The 16538-nt window shown below is 71.0% G+C and carries 16 protein-coding genes and 1 tRNA gene; 12 read left to right on the plus strand and 5 right to left on the minus strand.

Annotated elements, in window-relative coordinates; translation table 11 throughout:
• On the minus strand, positions 1-267 hold a 267-nt coding region (locus IZR01_RS50720; RefSeq protein ID WP_228559784.1), incomplete at its 3' end, for a hypothetical protein.
• Positions 268-375: 108 nt separating this feature from the next.
• Between IZR01_RS50720 and IZR01_RS19240 the strand changes: the two genes are divergently transcribed.
• Complete coding sequence (locus IZR01_RS19240) at positions 376-669, plus strand: hypothetical protein (RefSeq protein WP_194900125.1); 294 nt, start codon at positions 376-378, stop codon at positions 667-669.
• Between the two features lie 2 nt (positions 670-671).
• Here the strand turns inward: IZR01_RS19240 and IZR01_RS19245 are convergent, their stop codons facing one another.
• Positions 672-1928, minus strand: a complete 1257-nt coding sequence (locus IZR01_RS19245) for a hypothetical protein (RefSeq protein WP_194924629.1) — start codon at positions 1926-1928, stop codon at positions 672-674.
• 154 nt (positions 1929-2082) lie between these two features.
• Entirely contained in the window at positions 2083-2244 is a 162-nt protein-coding gene (locus IZR01_RS19250) for a DUF5679 domain-containing protein (protein ID WP_194893347.1), read from the minus strand.
• Between the two features lie 105 nt (positions 2245-2349).
• Here IZR01_RS19250 and IZR01_RS19255 point away from each other — a divergent pair, with 105 nt between their 5' ends.
• Together IZR01_RS19255 and IZR01_RS19260 are read left to right on the plus strand one after the other, a co-directional pair.
• Positions 2350-3153, plus strand: coding sequence for an enoyl-CoA hydratase/isomerase family protein (locus IZR01_RS19255; RefSeq protein ID WP_194893346.1), 804 nt, complete (start codon positions 2350-2352; stop codon positions 3151-3153).
• A 164-nt stretch (positions 3154-3317) separates the two neighbouring features.
• Positions 3318-3860, plus strand: coding sequence for a M48 metallopeptidase family protein (locus IZR01_RS19260; RefSeq protein WP_194893345.1), 543 nt, complete (start codon positions 3318-3320; stop codon positions 3858-3860).
• A gap of 46 nt (positions 3861-3906) precedes the next feature.
• On the opposite strand, the gene IZR01_RS19265 is transcribed toward IZR01_RS19260, so the two are convergent.
• Positions 3907-5523: a zinc-dependent metalloprotease gene (locus IZR01_RS19265; RefSeq protein ID WP_194924630.1), complete on the minus strand. Its 1617-nt coding sequence runs from the start codon at positions 5521-5523 to the stop codon at positions 3907-3909.
• Positions 5524-5619: 96 nt separating this feature from the next.
• Between IZR01_RS19265 and IZR01_RS19270 the strand changes: the two genes are divergently transcribed.
• The 4 genes from IZR01_RS19270 (at position 5620) to IZR01_RS19285 (ending at position 8606) form a co-directional block, all read left to right on the plus strand.
• The gene (locus IZR01_RS19270; RefSeq protein WP_194893343.1) at positions 5620-6726 is read left to right on the plus strand and encodes an NAD-dependent epimerase/dehydratase family protein; all 1107 of its coding nucleotides are present in this window, start codon (positions 5620-5622) and stop codon (positions 6724-6726) included.
• On the plus strand, positions 6723-7214 hold the full coding sequence (locus IZR01_RS19275) for a molybdenum cofactor biosynthesis protein MoaE (protein WP_323747046.1): 492 nt from the start codon (positions 6723-6725) through the stop codon (positions 7212-7214). Before IZR01_RS19270 ends, IZR01_RS19275 begins: the two co-directional genes overlap by 4 nt.
• A gap of 40 nt (positions 7215-7254) precedes the next feature.
• Positions 7255-7440 (plus strand): hypothetical protein, encoded by a 186-nt coding sequence (locus IZR01_RS19280; RefSeq protein WP_194893342.1) that lies wholly within the window; start codon positions 7255-7257, stop codon positions 7438-7440.
• Positions 7441-7535: 95 nt separating this feature from the next.
• Positions 7536-8606, plus strand: coding sequence for a YlbL family protein (locus IZR01_RS19285; protein WP_194893341.1), 1071 nt, complete (start codon positions 7536-7538; stop codon positions 8604-8606).
• Between the two features lie 81 nt (positions 8607-8687).
• On the opposite strand, the gene IZR01_RS19290 is transcribed toward IZR01_RS19285, so the two are convergent.
• Positions 8688-9236, minus strand: a complete 549-nt coding sequence (locus IZR01_RS19290; protein WP_228554314.1) for a PPA1309 family protein — start codon at positions 9234-9236, stop codon at positions 8688-8690.
• A gap of 147 nt (positions 9237-9383) precedes the next feature.
• Between IZR01_RS19290 and IZR01_RS19295 the strand changes: the two genes are divergently transcribed.
• The 5 genes from IZR01_RS19295 to IZR01_RS19315 all read left to right on the plus strand — a co-directional run bounded on the left by IZR01_RS19295 (position 9384) and on the right by IZR01_RS19315 (position 16525).
• The gene (locus IZR01_RS19295; protein WP_194924631.1) at positions 9384-12302 is read left to right on the plus strand and encodes a UPF0182 family membrane protein; all 2919 of its coding nucleotides are present in this window, start codon (positions 9384-9386) and stop codon (positions 12300-12302) included.
• A gap of 84 nt (positions 12303-12386) precedes the next feature.
• Positions 12387-12460, plus strand: a tRNA-Met gene (locus tag IZR01_RS19300).
• A 416-nt stretch (positions 12461-12876) separates the two neighbouring features.
• A complete protein-coding gene (locus IZR01_RS19305; protein ID WP_194893340.1) occupies positions 12877-13413 on the plus strand; it encodes a PadR family transcriptional regulator in 537 nt (178 codons plus the stop codon).
• A 14-nt stretch (positions 13414-13427) separates the two neighbouring features.
• Positions 13428-14114, plus strand: coding sequence for an ABC transporter ATP-binding protein (locus tag IZR01_RS19310; protein WP_194893339.1), 687 nt, complete (start codon positions 13428-13430; stop codon positions 14112-14114).
• An 11-nt stretch (positions 14115-14125) separates the two neighbouring features.
• Positions 14126-16525, plus strand: coding sequence for an FtsX-like permease family protein (locus IZR01_RS19315; RefSeq protein WP_194924632.1), 2400 nt, complete (start codon positions 14126-14128; stop codon positions 16523-16525).
• Positions 16526-16538 lie beyond the last annotated feature (13 nt).

Below are 16538 nucleotides of genomic sequence, written 5' to 3' on the forward strand. Positions count from 1 at the left end.
GTGCTGGGGGTGATGGAGGTTTTGGGGGTCGGGCTTCGGCATTCGCATGCTGATCACGATCACGATCACGATCACGATCACGAACGCGGGCCTGCCTGCGATCGCGCTGAGCCGACCGCGGCTGCGAAGACACATCTGCCCGCGCAAGCTGCCCGCCGCTCGGGTGGCAGCATCGTGGTTCTGGAACGCCGAACCGCGTCGGCCGAATCCGAATCGCTGGCCCTGCCCGGCGCGGCGGGTGATTGTGTGCCCGCGCCGCAGCGCCATCGCATCCGGCTGATGCTGCCTAGGACAGCTGCTAGACGCGCGCCCGGGCCTCAGCGCCGCCGAGCCTGGCCGATGGTGCCTGGCGCAGCTGCCAGGTCTCAGCCCGAGGTGCATCGCCGCCGCAACCTGCTGACCGCACTGGCCCCCTTCGGCGCCGCGGCCAGCCCCGACCTGACCATCCTCCCGCTCTTCCTCGCCGCGGGCGCCGTCGGCGTGGGTCCGGCGCTCGGCGTCCTGATCGCCTTCGCCCTGGCCACCGTCGCCGTCATGGTCGGCCTGACCCTGGCCGCCGCCAAGGGCGCCAGTCTCCTGACCGCGCCGTGGATCGAGCGCCGTGCCAGCGCCCTGACCGCCGTCACCCTCCTGGTCATCGGTGTGCTGGTGGTGACCGGCGTCCTCTAGCGTTACCTGCGCATGAGCGGCGTGGGGGCGGCCGGTTCCGTCTGGACCAGGCATCCGCAGTCCGGATGCGGCGGACGCTCGTAGCGGGTCTGCGTGCCGAACGGCGGGACCACTTCCAGCGTGCCGTTCACGGTCGGCGGCGGGTCGCCCTCCACCCAGGCCAGGATGTGCAGCACCGCCAGCGTCGCGAGGTGGGTGGCCAGCCCGATGTCGCAGGGACGGTCCTCGGCGGCCGGTACCGCGTCCACGCCGCCGAACGGGACCATCGCACGCGGCCAGCCCGGGTCGCGTTCGGTGCGGTACAGGTCGCGGCAGCGCAGGCAGGAGGTGCGGCCCGGTTGTACGAACGGGCCGAGCACGCCGGTGGTCTCGTGTACCTCGACCGACAGATGCGGCACGCCCGTGCCCTGCATGGTGGCGGCCAGCGCCGGGTAGCCGTCGGCGATCGGGGCCAGGACCGCGAGGTCGGGGTGCTGGCGATTGGCCGGGAGCGAGGTGCGGGTCGACGGGGCCGAGGAGCGGATCAGGGCTCGGACCAGGTCCTGTCGGCGTGGTGGGGGAGCCGCGAGGTCGGTTTCGATGCCGGTGGCCGCCGGCTGATCGGCGTCTTGTTGATCGCTGTCCAGTCGATCGTCGGCTCTTGCCGCGCCACTCGCGCTCGCCTTGCTCGCCGCCCGAGCCCCACGCCCCCGCCGCGGTCCCGGTACCTCCCGCTCATCCCGGTGACTCAGTCCCCGGGGATTCCGGAACCCGGCCGGTGCCGCGTCCGCGGGCCGAGCGCGTCCGGCGTCGATCGGCACCACGCATCCGACTCCCGCCGCGGCCAGCATGTGCGCCACCGACGCCCCGACCCGCCCGCACCCGTACACCGCGACCACCGCCATCCGGCGGCGGGTCATCGCCCGCATCGCGCCGCCGGGCACCAGGTATCCCAGTGCCAGCGCGGACAGGTCCGGAGCCAGCCGGTCGATCTCGGAGATGTCCAGGGCGCGCAGTATCGGGCCGGGGTCGTAGCCGGCGTCGTCGAGGAATCCGGCCCGGGCCAGCACGTCGAGCAGCGTCGTGGCCTGCGCGCCGGATAGTCCCAACCCCTCGGCGTGGGCCAACAGCCCGTTGATGTCCCGGTGGCCGTCCAGGGCCGCCACGAACGCGGTCGCGGCCGGGCTCAGTCCGTTCAGCAGCAGCGAGCGTCCCGGAGTCACCCCCACTTGTAACGCGCCGCCGGGCCGCCACAGCCCCGTCTTCAGCACCGGACGCACGCCCTGACCTCCCGCCGTGTCAGCCCCCGCATTCCGCCGCGCTTGCCCGCGTATTCCCACCCTGCGCCACCCGCGCGGTCTGGCGCAGCTGGCAGCGTCCTAATTCACCCATACGGCGGCCGGAGGACCGGCCGCCGTAGCGAACCGTCGAACCTCAGGCCTTGCCCAGGATCCGGTTGAGCTTGGTCCCGCAGGTCGGGCAGATGCCCTGCGCCATCCGCCGGCCCGAGTCGCTGACCTTCACCTGACCGGTGAAGTTCTTCTTCTCCTTGCACTTCACGCAGTAGGCGTCCCCGGTGTACGACGACTCCGCCATGATTTGTCGCTCCGTTCCATATCTGAGAGCAGATGTACCTTTCACCCCGAACGCGGAACACCATACGGCAGCGCGGAGCCCAAACCGCACCGCTACGCTGACGCCATGCCTGAGTCGCGCGAATATCCCCTCCTCGCCGTTAACCGCACGTCGGATGGTGTGTTGACCGTCAGGTTGGACGACCCGGACCGGCGCAACGCGATGACCGCGCCGATGACCGAGTCGTGGGAGCGGCTTATGCGGGAAATCGCGCGAGACGAGAAAGTGCGCTGTGTGGTGGTGACCGGAGCCGGCTCCGCCTTCTGCGCCGGCGGCGATCTCGGCTGGATCGGTGCCGAGCCCGGCGCGCCTGTGGAAAAACTCCGCGACAAAATGCTGCCGTTCTACCGGATCTGGCTGAGCCTGCGGGATCTGCCGGTCCCGACCATCGCGGCGGTCAACGGTCCGGCGGTCGGCGCCGGCGCCTGCCTGGCCCTGGCCTGCGACCTGCGCTACGCGGTGGACACCGCGAAGTTCGCCGTGCCGTTCACCAAGCTCGGCATGCACCCCGGGATGGCCGCGACCTGGCTCTTGCCCGAGGTGGTCGGGATGGCCAACGCCCGCGAACTCCTCTACACCAGCCGCGCGGTGAGTGGTGCCGAGGCGGTCGCCCTCGGCGTCTTCAACAGGGTGTTCCCCGCCGGGGACTTCCCTGGGGAGATCGAGCGGATCGCCTCCGAGGTGGCCGCCGGCGCGCCGATCGCGGTGAAGCTCACCAAGCAGGCGCTGGTCGGCGCGGGCCACGAGTCGTTCGAGGCGGCGCTGCGCTGGGAGGCGCTGGCACAGCCGATCACGATGGCCACCGAGGACCTTCAGGAGGGTCTGGCGGCCCAGCGGGAGCGGCGCACACCCCGCTTCACCGGCCGCTGATCACTCTTTGTGTTACGTAACCCACAGGATCGGCCTGCCTGTGGATAACTCTGTGGAAAACCTGTGTACGGCGTGTGGACAATCCGATTTCCGCCGTTCCCGACGCCCCGGCGTGTCATTTCGGTAACGCCATCAGGGGGTGCCACACGCTAGGGTCCCATGCCGTGGGACTCGACGAAGCCCCCCACCAGGGCGGTCAGATCGAGGTGCGACGCAGCAACCGGCGGCGGCGCACCGTCTCGGCGTACCGGGACGGCGACAAGACCGTCGTCCTGATCCCCGCGCAGATGACACGCGCGGAAGAGAAGCAGTGGGTCGACAAGATGCTGGCCCGCCTGGCCGGCCAGGAGAAGAAACGAAGGCCGGACGACGGCGAGCTCTCCCGCCGCGCCCGCGACCTGTCGGCCCGCTACTTCGACAGCCGGGCCCAACCCTCAAGCGTCCGCTGGGTCACGAACCAGCAGGCGCGCTGGGGATCCTGCACCCCTGTGGACGGCACCATCCGCATCTCCGACCGGGTCCGTGGCATGCCGGAGTACGTGCTGGACTACGTCCTGCTGCACGAACTCGCGCACCTGCTGGTCCCCAGCCACGGCCCGCGGTTCTGGGAGCTGATGAGCGTGTACCCGAAGACTGAGCGGGCCCGCGGGTTCCTGGAGGGCTTCGCCTCCGCCGGGGGCGGCGAGGCCGGGGACGACGCGGACTGAAAACGAGCGAGGGCGGGCGACGACGCGCCCACCCTCGATGCCGCTGTTACTTCTTCGGCTGGTCCTCGCCGCCTTCGTCCGGGCCTTCGGTCTTGTCGCCGGTCTCGCCGCTTTCGCTGCTCTTGCCGGTCTCGCCACTCTTGCCCTCGGCAGGCTTGTCCTCGCCGCCCTTGTCCTCGGACTTATCCACAGCCCCGCCGCCCAACAACTCGTCCAGCCCCGAGAAGTCGAACTCCAGCCCGTCCTCGGAATCCGAGGCCCGCCCGTGCACGAACCCGTCCGGGTCGTCCAGGTCTGCCGACGTCGGCAGCAGGTCCGGATGCGACCACACCGCGTCGCGGCCCTCCAGCCCGCGGGCGTCGGCCAGGGAGGCCCACAGCCGGGACGCGTCGCGCAGCCGGCGCGGCCGCAGCTCCAGGCCGACCAGCGCGGAGAAGGTCTGCTCGGCCGGGCCGCCGGCCGCACGGCGGCGGCGCAGCGTCTCGCGCAGCGCGTCCGCGGCCGACATCTGCGGGGCCGCGGCGGCGTGGACCACCGCGTCCACCCAGCCTTCGGCCAGCGCCAGCAGGGTCTCCAGGCGGGCCAGGGCCGTCTTCTGGGCCGGGGTGTCCACCGGGGCGAACAGGCCGCCGCCGCCCAGCATGTTCTCCAGCTGGGAGGGGTCCAGGTTGCTCAGGTCCATCTGCTCGGCCTGCTGGGCCAGCTCGCTGAACTTGGAGGCGTCGACCGTGATGCCGCGCGCGTACTCCTCGACCGCGCCGAGCAGGCGCGGCTTGAGCCACGGCACGTGCGAGAACAGCCGCTGGTAGGCCGCCTCGCGCAGCGCCAGGTACAGCCGGATCTGCTCGATGTCGATCTCCAGGCCCTCGGCGAACGCGTCCACGTTCGCCGGCAGCAGCACCGCCTTGCCCTCCGGGCCCAGCGGCAGCCCGATGTCGCTGCCGGACACCACCTCGCCGGCCAGCGAGGCCAGGGCCTGGCCGACCTGGGAGCCGAACATCGCGGTGCCCATCTGCTTGAGCATGCCGCCCAGCGGGTTCCCGCCGCCGGCGGCGCCGGCGCCGCCGCCGCCGAACAGGTTGCCCAGCATGTCGCCCATGCCCGGCGGCAGGCCCGCGGCCTCCGGGCTCTCCGGCATGTTCAGCTCGCCGACCGCGCCGCCGACCGCCTCGCCCATCGCCGAGGTGATCCGGTCGGCGACCGGCTCGACCAGCTGTTTCCAGACCGGCAGGGTTTCCTCGATCCACTGCGCGCGCGACCACACACGGGTGCCCGCGGTGCCGGCCGGCAGCGAGGTGACCTGGTCCAGCCAGTGCTCGGCCAGCTGCACGGCGCCGTCGTAGGTGCGCTGCTCGCCGTCGGTGGGCGAGGGGTCCGGGCCGGCGGCGGCCACGGTGTTGCGCGCCATGGTCTTGGCCAGGTCCCAGTTCACGGCGCCGTCTCCGCCGCCGCTCATCAGGGCCTGGATCTGGCTGAACACCATCTGCAGCATCTGCGGGTCCGGCATGCCCGGGATGTTCGACCCCGGGGACTGCGCCCCGGTTCCGCCGAACATCTGCTGGAACATGGCCCCCAACGGATCAACGGGGCCGTCCGGGCGCTTACCCTGGTTCTGCGACTCGTCGCCGTCCGACGGGTTGTGGTCTTCGGGGTTCTTGTTCACGGCGGGTGACCTCACGGACGACGGGGGAGAAGGATCGGTTGACAGCGCGGAGCCTGACTTCCTCTATACATCTAACGTAACCACAGGAGAGCCTCAGTGAGTTCCTCGCCGGACCGCAAGCGCACCGGCCGCACCAGCAAGCCCACTGTCGCCGTCACCGGTGCGGCCGCCAGACTGGGCGAGGCGCTGACCGGCAAGCTGGCCTTCGGCGGCGAGGTGCGCCGGGTGGTGGGGCTGGACGCTGAGCGCGGAGCGGCCCCGGCGACTTGGCGATTGGGCGACGTCACCGACCCCCACCTGGCCGAACGGCTCTCCGGGGTGGACACGCTGGTGCACCTGGCGCTGGACTCCGACCTGAACTCCGAGCCCCGGGAACGCACCGCGCGCAACGTCCGGGCGGCCCAGACCGCCCTCACCGCCGCGGCCGCCGCCGGCGTCCACCATGTGGTCCTGTTGTCCACCGCGATGGTCTACGGCGCCCTCCCGGACAACGCCCTCCCGCTGGAGGACGACGCCCCGCTGCGCGCGACCCCGGACGGCACCCTGGTCGGCGACCTGCTGGAGATCGAGCGGCTGGCGGCGATCGCCCCCCGCGCGCACCCCGGCCTGACCGTCACCGTCCTGCGCCCGGCGGCCATAGTCGGTCCGGGCGTGGACACCTATCTGACCCGGCACTTCGAGGCGCCGCGCCTGCTGGTGGTGCGCGGGTCGAAGCCGGTCTGGCAGTTCTGCCACATCGACGACCTGCTGTCGGCCCTGGAGTACGCGGCCCTGGGGAAGGTGAACGGGGTCGTGCCCGTTGCTTCTGATGGATGGCTCACTCAGGAGGAGGTGGAGGAGATCTCCGGGATGCGCAGGATGGAGCTCCCCGAAGGCCTCGCCGTCGGCGCCGCGGAGCGACTGCACAGGCTGCACCTGACCCCGGCTCCCGCGAGCGACCTCCAGTACGTGATGCATCCGTGGGCAGTCTCCAACAAGAAGCTCCGGGAAGCCGGGTGGGAACCCGCTTTCACGAACGAGGAAGCGTTCGCCCAGCTCCTGGAGGACATCGACGGCCACCACGCGGCGCTGGCCCGGCGCCTGGGTAAGAAGGACGCCGCGGCCGGTCTCGGCGCGGCCGGCGCCACGGTCGCGCTGGTCGGCACCGCGGCCCTGGTGCGACGCGCACGGCGGAAGCGCCGTGGGGGAGGATCGGTAACGTGATCGAGGAGAAGGAACTCACTGCGGGCGTTGAGGTGAAGGAGCCCGCCGCGGACGACCGTGCGGTCATCCGTCCCGTCATCCATACGGACGTGCGCGAGGAACCACTTTCCGTCGACGAGGTCGTCGCCGCCGTCTCGCACCGGACCGCGGGCGGCATCGCCCTGTTCCTCGGGGTCGTCCGCGACCACGATCACGGCCGGTCCGTCACCGCTTTGGACTACAGCGCGCACCCTTCCGCCGCCGAACTTCTGGCGAAAGTCGCGGAGGCCGTGGCCGCCGAGCACCCGGCCGTGGTCGCGCTCTCGGCGATCCACCGCGTCGGCGCACTGGCCGTCGGCGACCTCGCGGTCGTGGTCGGGGCGGCAGCGCCGCACCGGGCCGAGGCGTTCGCGGCCTGTCGCGCCTTCATCGACACGCTCAAGGAGCAGGTGCCGATTTGGAAGCGCGAGGAGTTCGCGGACGGCGACCACGAGTGGGTCGGCTGCTAGATCCGACACGAGTGACCCTCCGGTGCGTTACAGTCACCGTGTGCTGTCGATCCTGGCTTGGTGGGCGATCCCGGTCGGCGCCGTGGTCCTGGCGGCGGCCGTGTCCGCCCTTGCCCGGCACGTGCGGCGGCCCAGTGACGACGACACGATCCACGCCTACCGCCGCTTCCGCGAAGCCATCTCCAACGAGGACCCGATCGGGCCCGAGGCCGCGCCGCCGGTGTAGGGAGGAAGCAGTGGATCTTCCCGGGCGGTCCCGCGTCCCGATTGGTGACCCCGGTCTCAGCGCCGCTTCAGACTGCAACAGATAGCATCTGTGGAATGCAGCGCCGAGCCCTCACCTTGACCTTGTCCGGAACGACGGTCGCCCTGCTCACGGCTTCGGCGTTCCTGATCCCGACGCCGTACGCGGAGATGTCGCCGGGCCCGACATACGACACCCTGGGCAGCTACTCCACGGATTCCGGGCAGCCGGCCAAGCCGGTCATCGCGATCAGCGGCACCCAGACCTACCCGCACACCGGCGGCGGGCAGCTGCGCATGGTCACCGTCGAGGTCTCCCGCGCGGACTACAAGCCGAACAGCGTCGAAGTGCTCTCCGGCTGGCTGTCCAGCGACAAGATCGTGGTCCCGCGCACGGTCATCTACCCCGAGGGGCAGACCGCGCAGGAGGCGACGCAGCAGAACACCGCGATGTTCGACGATTCCGAGGACCAGGCGATCACCGCCGCGCTGGCCGCGAAGAACATCAAGCCGCTGCGCACCGAGGTGATCGTGGACTCGGTGACCCCCGGCAGCCCGGCCGACGGCAAGTTGCAGCCGCAGGACGTCATCGACGCGGTGGACGGCACCCAGCTGGCCAACCCCAACGACGTCCACACCCTGATCCAGAAGCACAAGCCGGGCGACACGGTGGTGTTCACCGTGACCCGCGACGGCAAGCAGCAGCAGGTCTCGGTGGTGACGACGCAGTCCAACGACGGCGGCCCGTCCCGGGCTCTGGTCGGCTTCCTGCCGGGCACCCAGAACGTCTTCCCGTTCGACGTGAAGATCCAGCTCGACAACGTCGGCGGACCCAGCGCCGGGATGATGTTCGCCCTCGGCATCATCGACGAGCTGTCCCAGCAGGACCTCACCGGCGGCCTGAAGATCGCCGGCACCGGCACCATCGACTCCACCGGAGCGGTCGGCCCGATCGGCGGCATCCAGATGAAGACCCTGGCCGCCAAGCGTGACGGCGCCACCGTCTTCCTCACCCCGGCCGCCAACTGCGCCGACGCGGCCAAGAACGTCCCGAGCGGCCTGCGCCTGGTGAAGGTGAACACGCTGCAGGACGCGCTCACCGCGCTGAACACGCTGCGGGCCGGGGGGACACCTCAGGGATGCAGCTGAGCTGAGCCCGCCGCGTAGCCGGCGGCCGCTACGGCGGTTCGACAAACCGGGCGGCGGGCCGATTCGGCTCGCCGCCTTCGCTCATTCCTCAAAAGTCCCCAACAGCGCCGCCGCCAGGTTCGGCACCAGGTCCGGCCCGGACAGCACTTCCATGTCCGAGTCCTTCGACCGCAGCCGGATCGCCGCCTGCCGGGTGCCGTCCCGCAGCACGGCGACCGCCATCCGCACATCCTGGCGCTCCGGGTGCTTGCCCACCCAGCGCTCGAGTTCGGCGCCCTTCAGGTCCTGCGGGATCTGCTCCTCGGCGCTCGGGGGGAGCATCTGCGACTCGATCACCAGCGCGCAACCCTCGACGGCGGCCGGCCAGACCATCTTGGCCAGCATCTCGTCCAGCGGCTGGTCCAGGGCCAGGCCGTCCTGCTCGATCGAGGTGAGGCTCGGGATGCCGCCGGACTCCGCCGACTCGTCGGTCAGGCCCAGGGCGGCGGCCATGCTGGGCTGGGTGACCAGCAGGTCGGCGGTGGGGACCAGGGCGAACATGCGGGGACGCTGGTTCCAGCCGTCGGCGGCGACGTGCTGCTCGATCTCGACGACGGACTGCATCAGGGCGACGCTGGCGACAGAGCTCATGCCGATATTCTCCCCCGCGATCGGGGAGCCGCCGACCGGGTGCCGCCGGCGCCGGGGTGGCTGCCGCCACCCGCTCCAGCCGTTTCATATGACGAACGCGCCGCGGGGCGGGCGCGGTCTGCCCGCGCCCCCGCGTACGCTGAGCCCGTGGCGTTCGAGATGCCGAACTTCGGTGGTGAAGACAGCGACGCCGGGGGCGACAAGAGCGGCCACCCGGCGGGCTCGTCCGGCGGATTCGGCGCCCGGGGCGGGCAGCGGGTCGCGTTCGGGGTCCCGCCGCGGCGCACCAAGGTCCTGGCGATCACCCTGATGATCATGCTGGTGCTGGTCGTCGCCTTCCTGCTCTTCGACGGCGTCTACACCTCCTACCTGTGGTACCACTCCATCGGCGGCGGGCCGGTCTACCGGACTCGGACGATCACCCAGGCCGTGCTGTTCCTCGTCTTCGGCGCCCTGATGGCGGTCCTGGTGGGCACCAACATCTGGCTCGCCTACCGCTTCCGCCCGCCGCTGACCGGCGTCTCCCTGGAGCAACAGGCGCTGGACCGCTATCGCATGGGCCTGGCGCCGTTCCTGGCCTGGATCCTGACCGGGGCCTCGGTCCTGTTCGGCATCGCTGCCGGCGCCTCCTCCGCGGGCTCCTGGCGCACCTACCTGATGTGGGCCAACTCGGTCCCGTTCGGTACCGAGGACGCCGAGTTCCACAAGGACATCGGCTTCTATGTCTTCACCTTGCCCTGGCTGCGCCACATCCAGGGCTTCCTGGTCGCCGCGGTGCTGCTCTGCCTGCTCGCCGCGCTGCTCACGCACTACCTCTACGCCGGCGTCGCCCTGACCCCGCCCGCGGGCAGCCGCACGGCCGGCTCCAGGTCGTTGATGGGACACAGCCTCGGCTCCCGCGCGACCCGCGCCGCGCAGGTCCACATCTCGATCCTGCTCGGCTGTCTGGTCCTGGTGAAGGCCTACGCCTACTGGCTCGACCGGTACTCGCTCAGCGTCGACTCCTCCAAGATCACCAGCGGCTGGGCCGGCCCGACCTACAAGGACGTGCACGCGGTCCTGCCGGCCAAGACGATCCTGCTGGTGATCGCGGTGCTGTGCGCGCTGCTGTTCTTCGGCAACGCGGTCCGGCTGATCGTCCGCGGCGCCGTCCCGGTCATCGACCGCGGCGGCCACGCCTGGGCCCTGCCGGCGCTCGGCGTCTCGCTGATGGTGCTGGCCTCGGTGGTGATAGGCGGGGTCTATCCGCTGGCGGTGCAGCGGTTCCAGGTGAACCCGAACCAGGGGGCGAAGGAGGCGCCGTACATCCAGCGGAACATCGACGCCACGCGGGCCGCCTATGGGCTCAGCGACATCGAGGTGGACTCCTACGCGGCCAAGACCGGCACCACGCAGAACCAGCTGACCCCCGATGCCCAGGCCGTCGCCCAGATCCGCGTCGCGGACCCCGCGCTGCTCTCGGCGGCCTTCAATCAGCAGCAGCAGGACCCGGCCCGCGCGTCGTACGAATTCCCCGACACCCTGGCCGTGGACCGCTACCCGGTGAACGGCAAGGTCCAGGACGCGATCGTCGGGGTCACCGGCGTCAACCTCGCCGGGCTGCCCGCCGCCCAGCGCGGCTGGTACGACGAGCACCTACAGCACACCCACGGCTATGGCTTCGCGGCCGCCAAGGGCGCCGCCGTGCAGGCCGATGGTTCGCCGGACTACATCGAGCAGAACCTTCCGCCCAGCGGCAGCCTCGGTGGCTACGAGCCGCGCGTCTACTTCGGCTCCGGCCTGCCGGACTACTCGATCGTCAGCGGTCCCGCGGCCTCGACCCCGGGGGTGTCGGTCGGCTCGTTCCTGAACAAGCTGATGTACGCGGCGAAGTTCCACCAACCGAAGATCCTGTTGTCCGACAGTGTGAGCAAGGATTCGCGGATCGTGTACGACCGCGACCCCCTGCGACTCGTGCAGGCGGTCGCGCCGTGGCTGACCCTGGACGGCACCGCGTACCCGGCGGTGGTGGACGGCCGCATCCTGTGGGTGGCCGACGGCTACACGACTACCTCGGCGTATCCGTACTCGACCACGACGCACCTGTCGGACGGCACCAGCAAGGTCAACTACGTCCGCGACTCGGTGAAGGCCACGGTCGACGCCGACACCGGCGCTGTGACGCTCTACGCCTGGGACGCCGGCGACCCGATTCTGAAGACCTGGATGAAGGCCTTCCCCGGGACGGTGAAGCCGCGCGCGGCGATCAGCCCCGACCTGCTGGCCCATCTGCGCTATCCGCAGGACCTGTTCACCGCGCAGCGCGATCTCTTCGGTCGCTACCACGTGACCTCGGCCTCGGAGTTCTTCAGCGGCGCCTCGGCCTGGAACGCCCCGGCGGACCCGACGAAGACGTCCGCGCAGCCGCAGGCCCCGAACTACCTGACGCTCCAGATGCCCGGCCAGTCTGCGCCGTCCTTCTCCCTGGCGTCGACGCTGACCCCGGTGAACCGCGGCGATGTGGCCGCGTACATGGCCGTGGACTGCGATCCCGGGCCCGGCTACGGCAAGATCAGGGTCCTGGAGATCCCATCCGGCATCAGCGTGCCGGGCCTGGGCCAGATCCAGAGCACTTTCCAGAGCGCCTTCGCCGACCAGCTGAACGCCCTCGGCGCCGACAACGCCAGGGTGGTCGAAGGCAACCTGCTGACCCTGCCGCTCGGCGGCGGCCTGCTGTCGGTCGAGCCGGTGTACGCGCAGCCGGCCACCGGACCGGCCACGTACCCGCTGCTGAAGGGCGTCATGGTGGCCTTCGGCACCGACACGGCCTTCGCCCCGACCCTGCAACAGGGCCTCGACGAGATCTTCTCCGGCACCTCCGGCGCGACCACCGGCGAGAACCCGGTGACCGTGGACGACCAGCTGAAACAGGCCCTCGCCGACGCCGTCGCCGCCCAGAACACCGCCCGCGCGGCCCTGTCGAAGACCCCGCCGGACTGGCAGGCCTTCGGCACCGCCGAGCAGGCCGTCCAGCAGGCCCTGGCCCGCGCCCAGGCCCTCGAGAACGCCCGCCAGCCGGCCAAGTAGCACTCATGTGACCTACGGGGCCGCTGGGACGTGGTTATTCGATTTGCTCTTGCGACCCTCCGCGGGTTACCTTTAGTTCACCGACGCGGGGTGGAGCAGCTCGGTAGCTCGCTGGGCTCATAACCCAGAGGTCGCAGGTTCAAATCCTGTCCCCGCTACAAGAGAAGGGCCCGGTTCTTCGGAACCGGGCCCTTTGGCGTATCCGGAGTTTTCATCGCGGGCGGGGAAAGATGGACGTCGCGGCATTCGGGTCGTCGAGGGTGCCGACCTTTGACGAGATGGCGGAGATCGGGAAGTCCCTATCTTCGGGTCCGGCCGCAGGATCGGGCCGCATCCCGGAACCAGCTTCCTGAACATCCGCCACGACGTCGCGAGCGGCAGCTGGCAGCAGCCGACCTGGGTGCCGGACGCGCCCGAGGACTGGGAGCGCGGCACCGCGCCCCGGGAGTCCGAATACGGCTCCGTGGTCGTGACGTTCGACCGCCGCACCGACTGAAGCCTTTCTGACCTGCTCAATCCCATCTTCACGACAGGCTATTCACTCAGGTTATACCTCCGGTGTATAGTCCTTCTCGTGACCGTCCCACTGACCCTGCTGGGCTTGCTGGCCCGAGGCCAGCCGACCCACGGCTACGACCTCAAGCGCGACTACGACAGCCACTTCGCCAACGGCAAGCCGCTGCCCTACGGCCAGGTCTACTCGACGCTGGGCCGGCTGGCGCGGGACGGGAAGGTGGTCGGTGGGGACGCCGAACCCGGGGACGGGCCGGATCGCAAGCGTTACGCGATCACCGATCTGGGGCGCAGCGAGGTGATGGGGTGGCTGGCGCAGACCGTGGAGCCCGAGCCGCACTTGCAGACCGTGCTCTTCTCGAAGGTCGTGCTGGCGCTGATGCTGGGCGAGGACGCCGCCGGCTATCTGGACGCCCAGCGGGCCGCGCACCTGCGGCGGATGCGCGAGCTCACCGAGCTCAAGCGGACCGGGCAGACGGTCGACGCCCTGTTGGCCGACTACGGACTGTTCCACCTCGAAGCCGATCTGCGCTGGATCGAGCTGACCTCCGCCAGGCTGACCGCCCTGGCCCAAGTCGTGTCCGACGACCAGAAGTAGCTGGGGGAAAGGCAATGAGCGAGTTCATCCTCGAGGCCAGGGACGTGCATCGTGCCTTCGGCCAGACACAGGCGCTGCGCGGGGCGAGCATCGCCGTGCGGCGTGGCGAGATCCTGTCGATCATGGGGCCGTCCGGCTCCGGGAAGTCGACCCTGCTGCACTGCCTGGCCGGCATCTACACGCCGAACCAGGGCGAGGTGTGGTTCGACGGCGCGCGGGTCGACAAGCTGGGCGAGACCAAGCGCACCGAGTTGCGGCGCGACGCCTTCGGCTTCGTGTTCCAGTTCGGCCAGCTGGTGCCGGAGCTGACCGCGCTGGACAATGTCGCGCTGCCGCTGCTGCTGGCCAAGCAGCCGCGCCGGCAGGCGTACGCGCAGGCCGCTCCGTGGCTGGAACGCCTCGGCCTGGAGGAGCACGGCGACCACCGCAGCGGCGAGCTGTCCGGCGGCCAGGCGCAGCGCGTGGCGCTGGCCCGGGCGCTGGTGCACAAGCCGCGGGTGCTGTTCGCCGACGAGCCCACCGGCGCGCTGGACACCCTCACCGGCGAGGCCGTGATGGACCTGCTGGTCACCGCGGCCCGCGAGGAGGGGACCACGGTCGTGCTGGTCACCCATGACGCCCGGGTGGCCGCCTACGCCGACCGCGAGGTCATCGTCCGCGACGGCCGGGCCATCACCACCCCGAGCTCGGCGGTGGCCTGACCATGATCCGCATGGGGATGCGCCTGACGCTGCGCGGCGGCCGGGAAGCCGTGATCCGCCTGATCGTCACCACGCTCGCGGTGGCGGTCGGGGTCACGGTGATGCTCGGGGTCTTCAGCCTGTTCAACGCCTATCAGAACACGACCGCCCGGCAGTGTTGGGAGTGCTCGCCGACGACCATCCGGTCCGCGTCCGCGCCCGCGTCAGCTTCCGCCGGCGGAACCGCGTCGCCGCAAGGACCGGGCCGTCCCGTCGGTGTGAACCCCGACGGCACCGTCGACCTGGCCGCGGCGCAGCAAGCCGGTGCCAAGGAACTCTGGAACTTCTCCCAGGACTTCTTTCAGGGCACCGAGCTGCGCCGCCTCGACCTGGCGGCCCTCACCGCCGATGCCCCGACCCTGCCCGGCATGAGCACGGTGCCTGCTCCCGGCCAGTACTACGTCTCCCCGGCGCTGTCGCACTTGCTCGCCACCGTCCCGGGCGACGAACTCGGCGACCGCTTCCCCGGCCACCGGGTCGGGCTCATCCCGCGGACCGCCCTCTACAGCCCGGACGAACTGGCCATCGTCATCGGCCATGCTCCGCAGGAGCTGGCATCCCGGCAGGCGACCAAGCCGATCACCGCCATGTCGACGGCCAAGGAGGTGAAGGGCACCACCACCATCTACCGGTTCGCCTTCGCCTTCGGCACCGTCGCCCTGCTGCTCCCGATCATCATCATGGTCGGCACCGCCACCCGGCTGTCGGCGGCCCGCCGGGAGGAGCGCTATGCCGCGATGCGCCTGGTCGGCGCGACGCCGCGGCAGGTCGCGACGGTCGCCTCGGTCGAGTCGTTCGTCGGCGCGGCCTGCGGCGCGGTCCTGGGCACCCTCGCCTACCTGGCACTGAGCTCCCAGGTCACGAAGGTGAACGTCACCGGCACCCGGTTCTTCCCCTCGGAGGTCTCCCCGGGCCTGCTCGGCTATCTCGGGGTCCTGATCCTGGTCCCGGCCGTGTCCGCCTTCGCCGCCGTGCGTTCCCTGCGTCGGGTGCAGTACGACCCGCTGGCCGTCACCCGCCGGGCCACGCCGAAGCCGCCGACCGTGAAGCGGCTGATCCCGCTGCTGCTCGGCGTGGCGCTGTTCGTGGTCGCGGTCAACCTGCCGGCCACCTCCAACGCCGGCGGCGTGACCTATCCGTCGCTGATCCTCACCATGTGGGGCGTCGTCCTCGCCGGGCCCTGGGTCACCATGTGGTCCTCCCGGCTGCTGGCCCGCATCGGCGGCGGGGCGGCGACGATGCTGGCCGCCCGCCGCCTGGCCGACGATCCGCGGGCGACGTTCCGCACGGTCGCCGGCGTGACCGTCGCGGTGTTCGTCGGGACGGCGGTGGCCGGGGTCCTGCCCACCGCGGTCGCGGCCGAGACCTCGGGCCAGCGCGCACCGCTGACCGATGTGCTGCGCCTGCGCTACGACCTGGGCGGCCAAGGGGAGAAGGTCGGCCTCAGCCCCGACCAGGCCGCGGCCACATTGCACGATCTGCGAGCCATGCCCGGGGTGTCCGCGATCCCGATCTACCTCGGCGCCGCCGCCCCGGGCTGGACCCCGGCCAGCGGCACCCCGCCGCCGCCCGGCTGGCAGCCGCCGCCGGATTACGTGAGCTGCGCCGAGGCCGCGGCCCTCCCGGCGCTCGGCAGCTGCGCCCCCGGCCAGACCGTCTCGGTGATCGCCGCCGACGAGTTGTTCATCGACAACCCACTGATGCTGCACCTGCCGGTGCTGGGCTACAGCGACGTCGACCCGACCAACGGGCACAGCACCGCCGCGACCGTCCCGCCCGCTATCGACCTCGGCAAGCTCCAGGTCACGACCTTGATGGTCGCCGCCTCGAGTCCCGCGGCCCTGGAACGCGCTCGCACCTATCTGGACATCCACGCCCCGGTCCTGATCGGCATGGCCAGCCCGGACGAGTGGTCGACCAACGCCGCCGGCCCGATGACCTTCGGCGAGGTGGCCTCGGTCCGCGGGGCGCAGTACCGGGCCGCGCAGCAGATGATCATGTTCGTGGTCGGTCTGACCATGTTCGTGGCCGGCTGCGGGATCGCCGTGGCCACCGCCGGCAGCCTGGTCGAGCGCAAGCGGCCGTTCACCCTGCTCCGGCTGTCCGGCACCCCGCTGCGGACCCTGCGCCGCGTGGTGTTCCTGGAGTCGGCGCTGCCGCTGTTCGCGGTGTCGGTGCTGTCCGGACTGTCCGCCTACGCGATGGCCCTGATCGCGGTGCGCTCGCTGGCCAAGGGCGTCTCGATGTCCTTCCCGCTCGGCACCTATTCCGTCGCCGTGTCCGTCGTGGTCGTCGCCGCCCTCGGCGTGATCCTCGGCTCGATGACGCTGCTGAGCCGGATGACGCGCTCGGAATACGCGCGCTTCGAATAGCAGGCGAACAGAA

It is taken from the genome of Catenulispora pinisilvae (genome assembly GCF_015356865.1).
In the GTDB taxonomy this organism is placed as follows: Bacteria; Actinomycetota; Actinomycetes; order Streptomycetales; family Catenulisporaceae; genus Catenulispora; species Catenulispora pinisilvae.

Coding starts and splice junctions, on each gene's coding strand:
- IZR01_RS19250 (WP_194893347.1), bottom strand. CDS start 2,244: ATGGCGGAGTCGTCGTACACCGGGGACGCCTACTGCGTGAAGTGCAAG.
- IZR01_RS19255 (WP_194893346.1), top strand. CDS start 2,350: ATGCCTGAGTCGCGCGAATATCCCCTCCTCGCCGTTAACCGCACGTCG.
- IZR01_RS19285 (WP_194893341.1), top strand. CDS start 7,536: ATGCAGCGCCGAGCCCTCACCTTGACCTTGTCCGGAACGACGGTCGCC.
- IZR01_RS19290 (WP_228554314.1), bottom strand. CDS start 9,236: ATGAGCTCTGTCGCCAGCGTCGCCCTGATGCAGTCCGTCGTCGAGATC.
- IZR01_RS19310 (WP_194893339.1), top strand. CDS start 13,428: ATGAGCGAGTTCATCCTCGAGGCCAGGGACGTGCATCGTGCCTTCGGC.
- IZR01_RS19315 (WP_194924632.1), top strand. CDS start 14,126: ATGGGGATGCGCCTGACGCTGCGCGGCGGCCGGGAAGCCGTGATCCGC.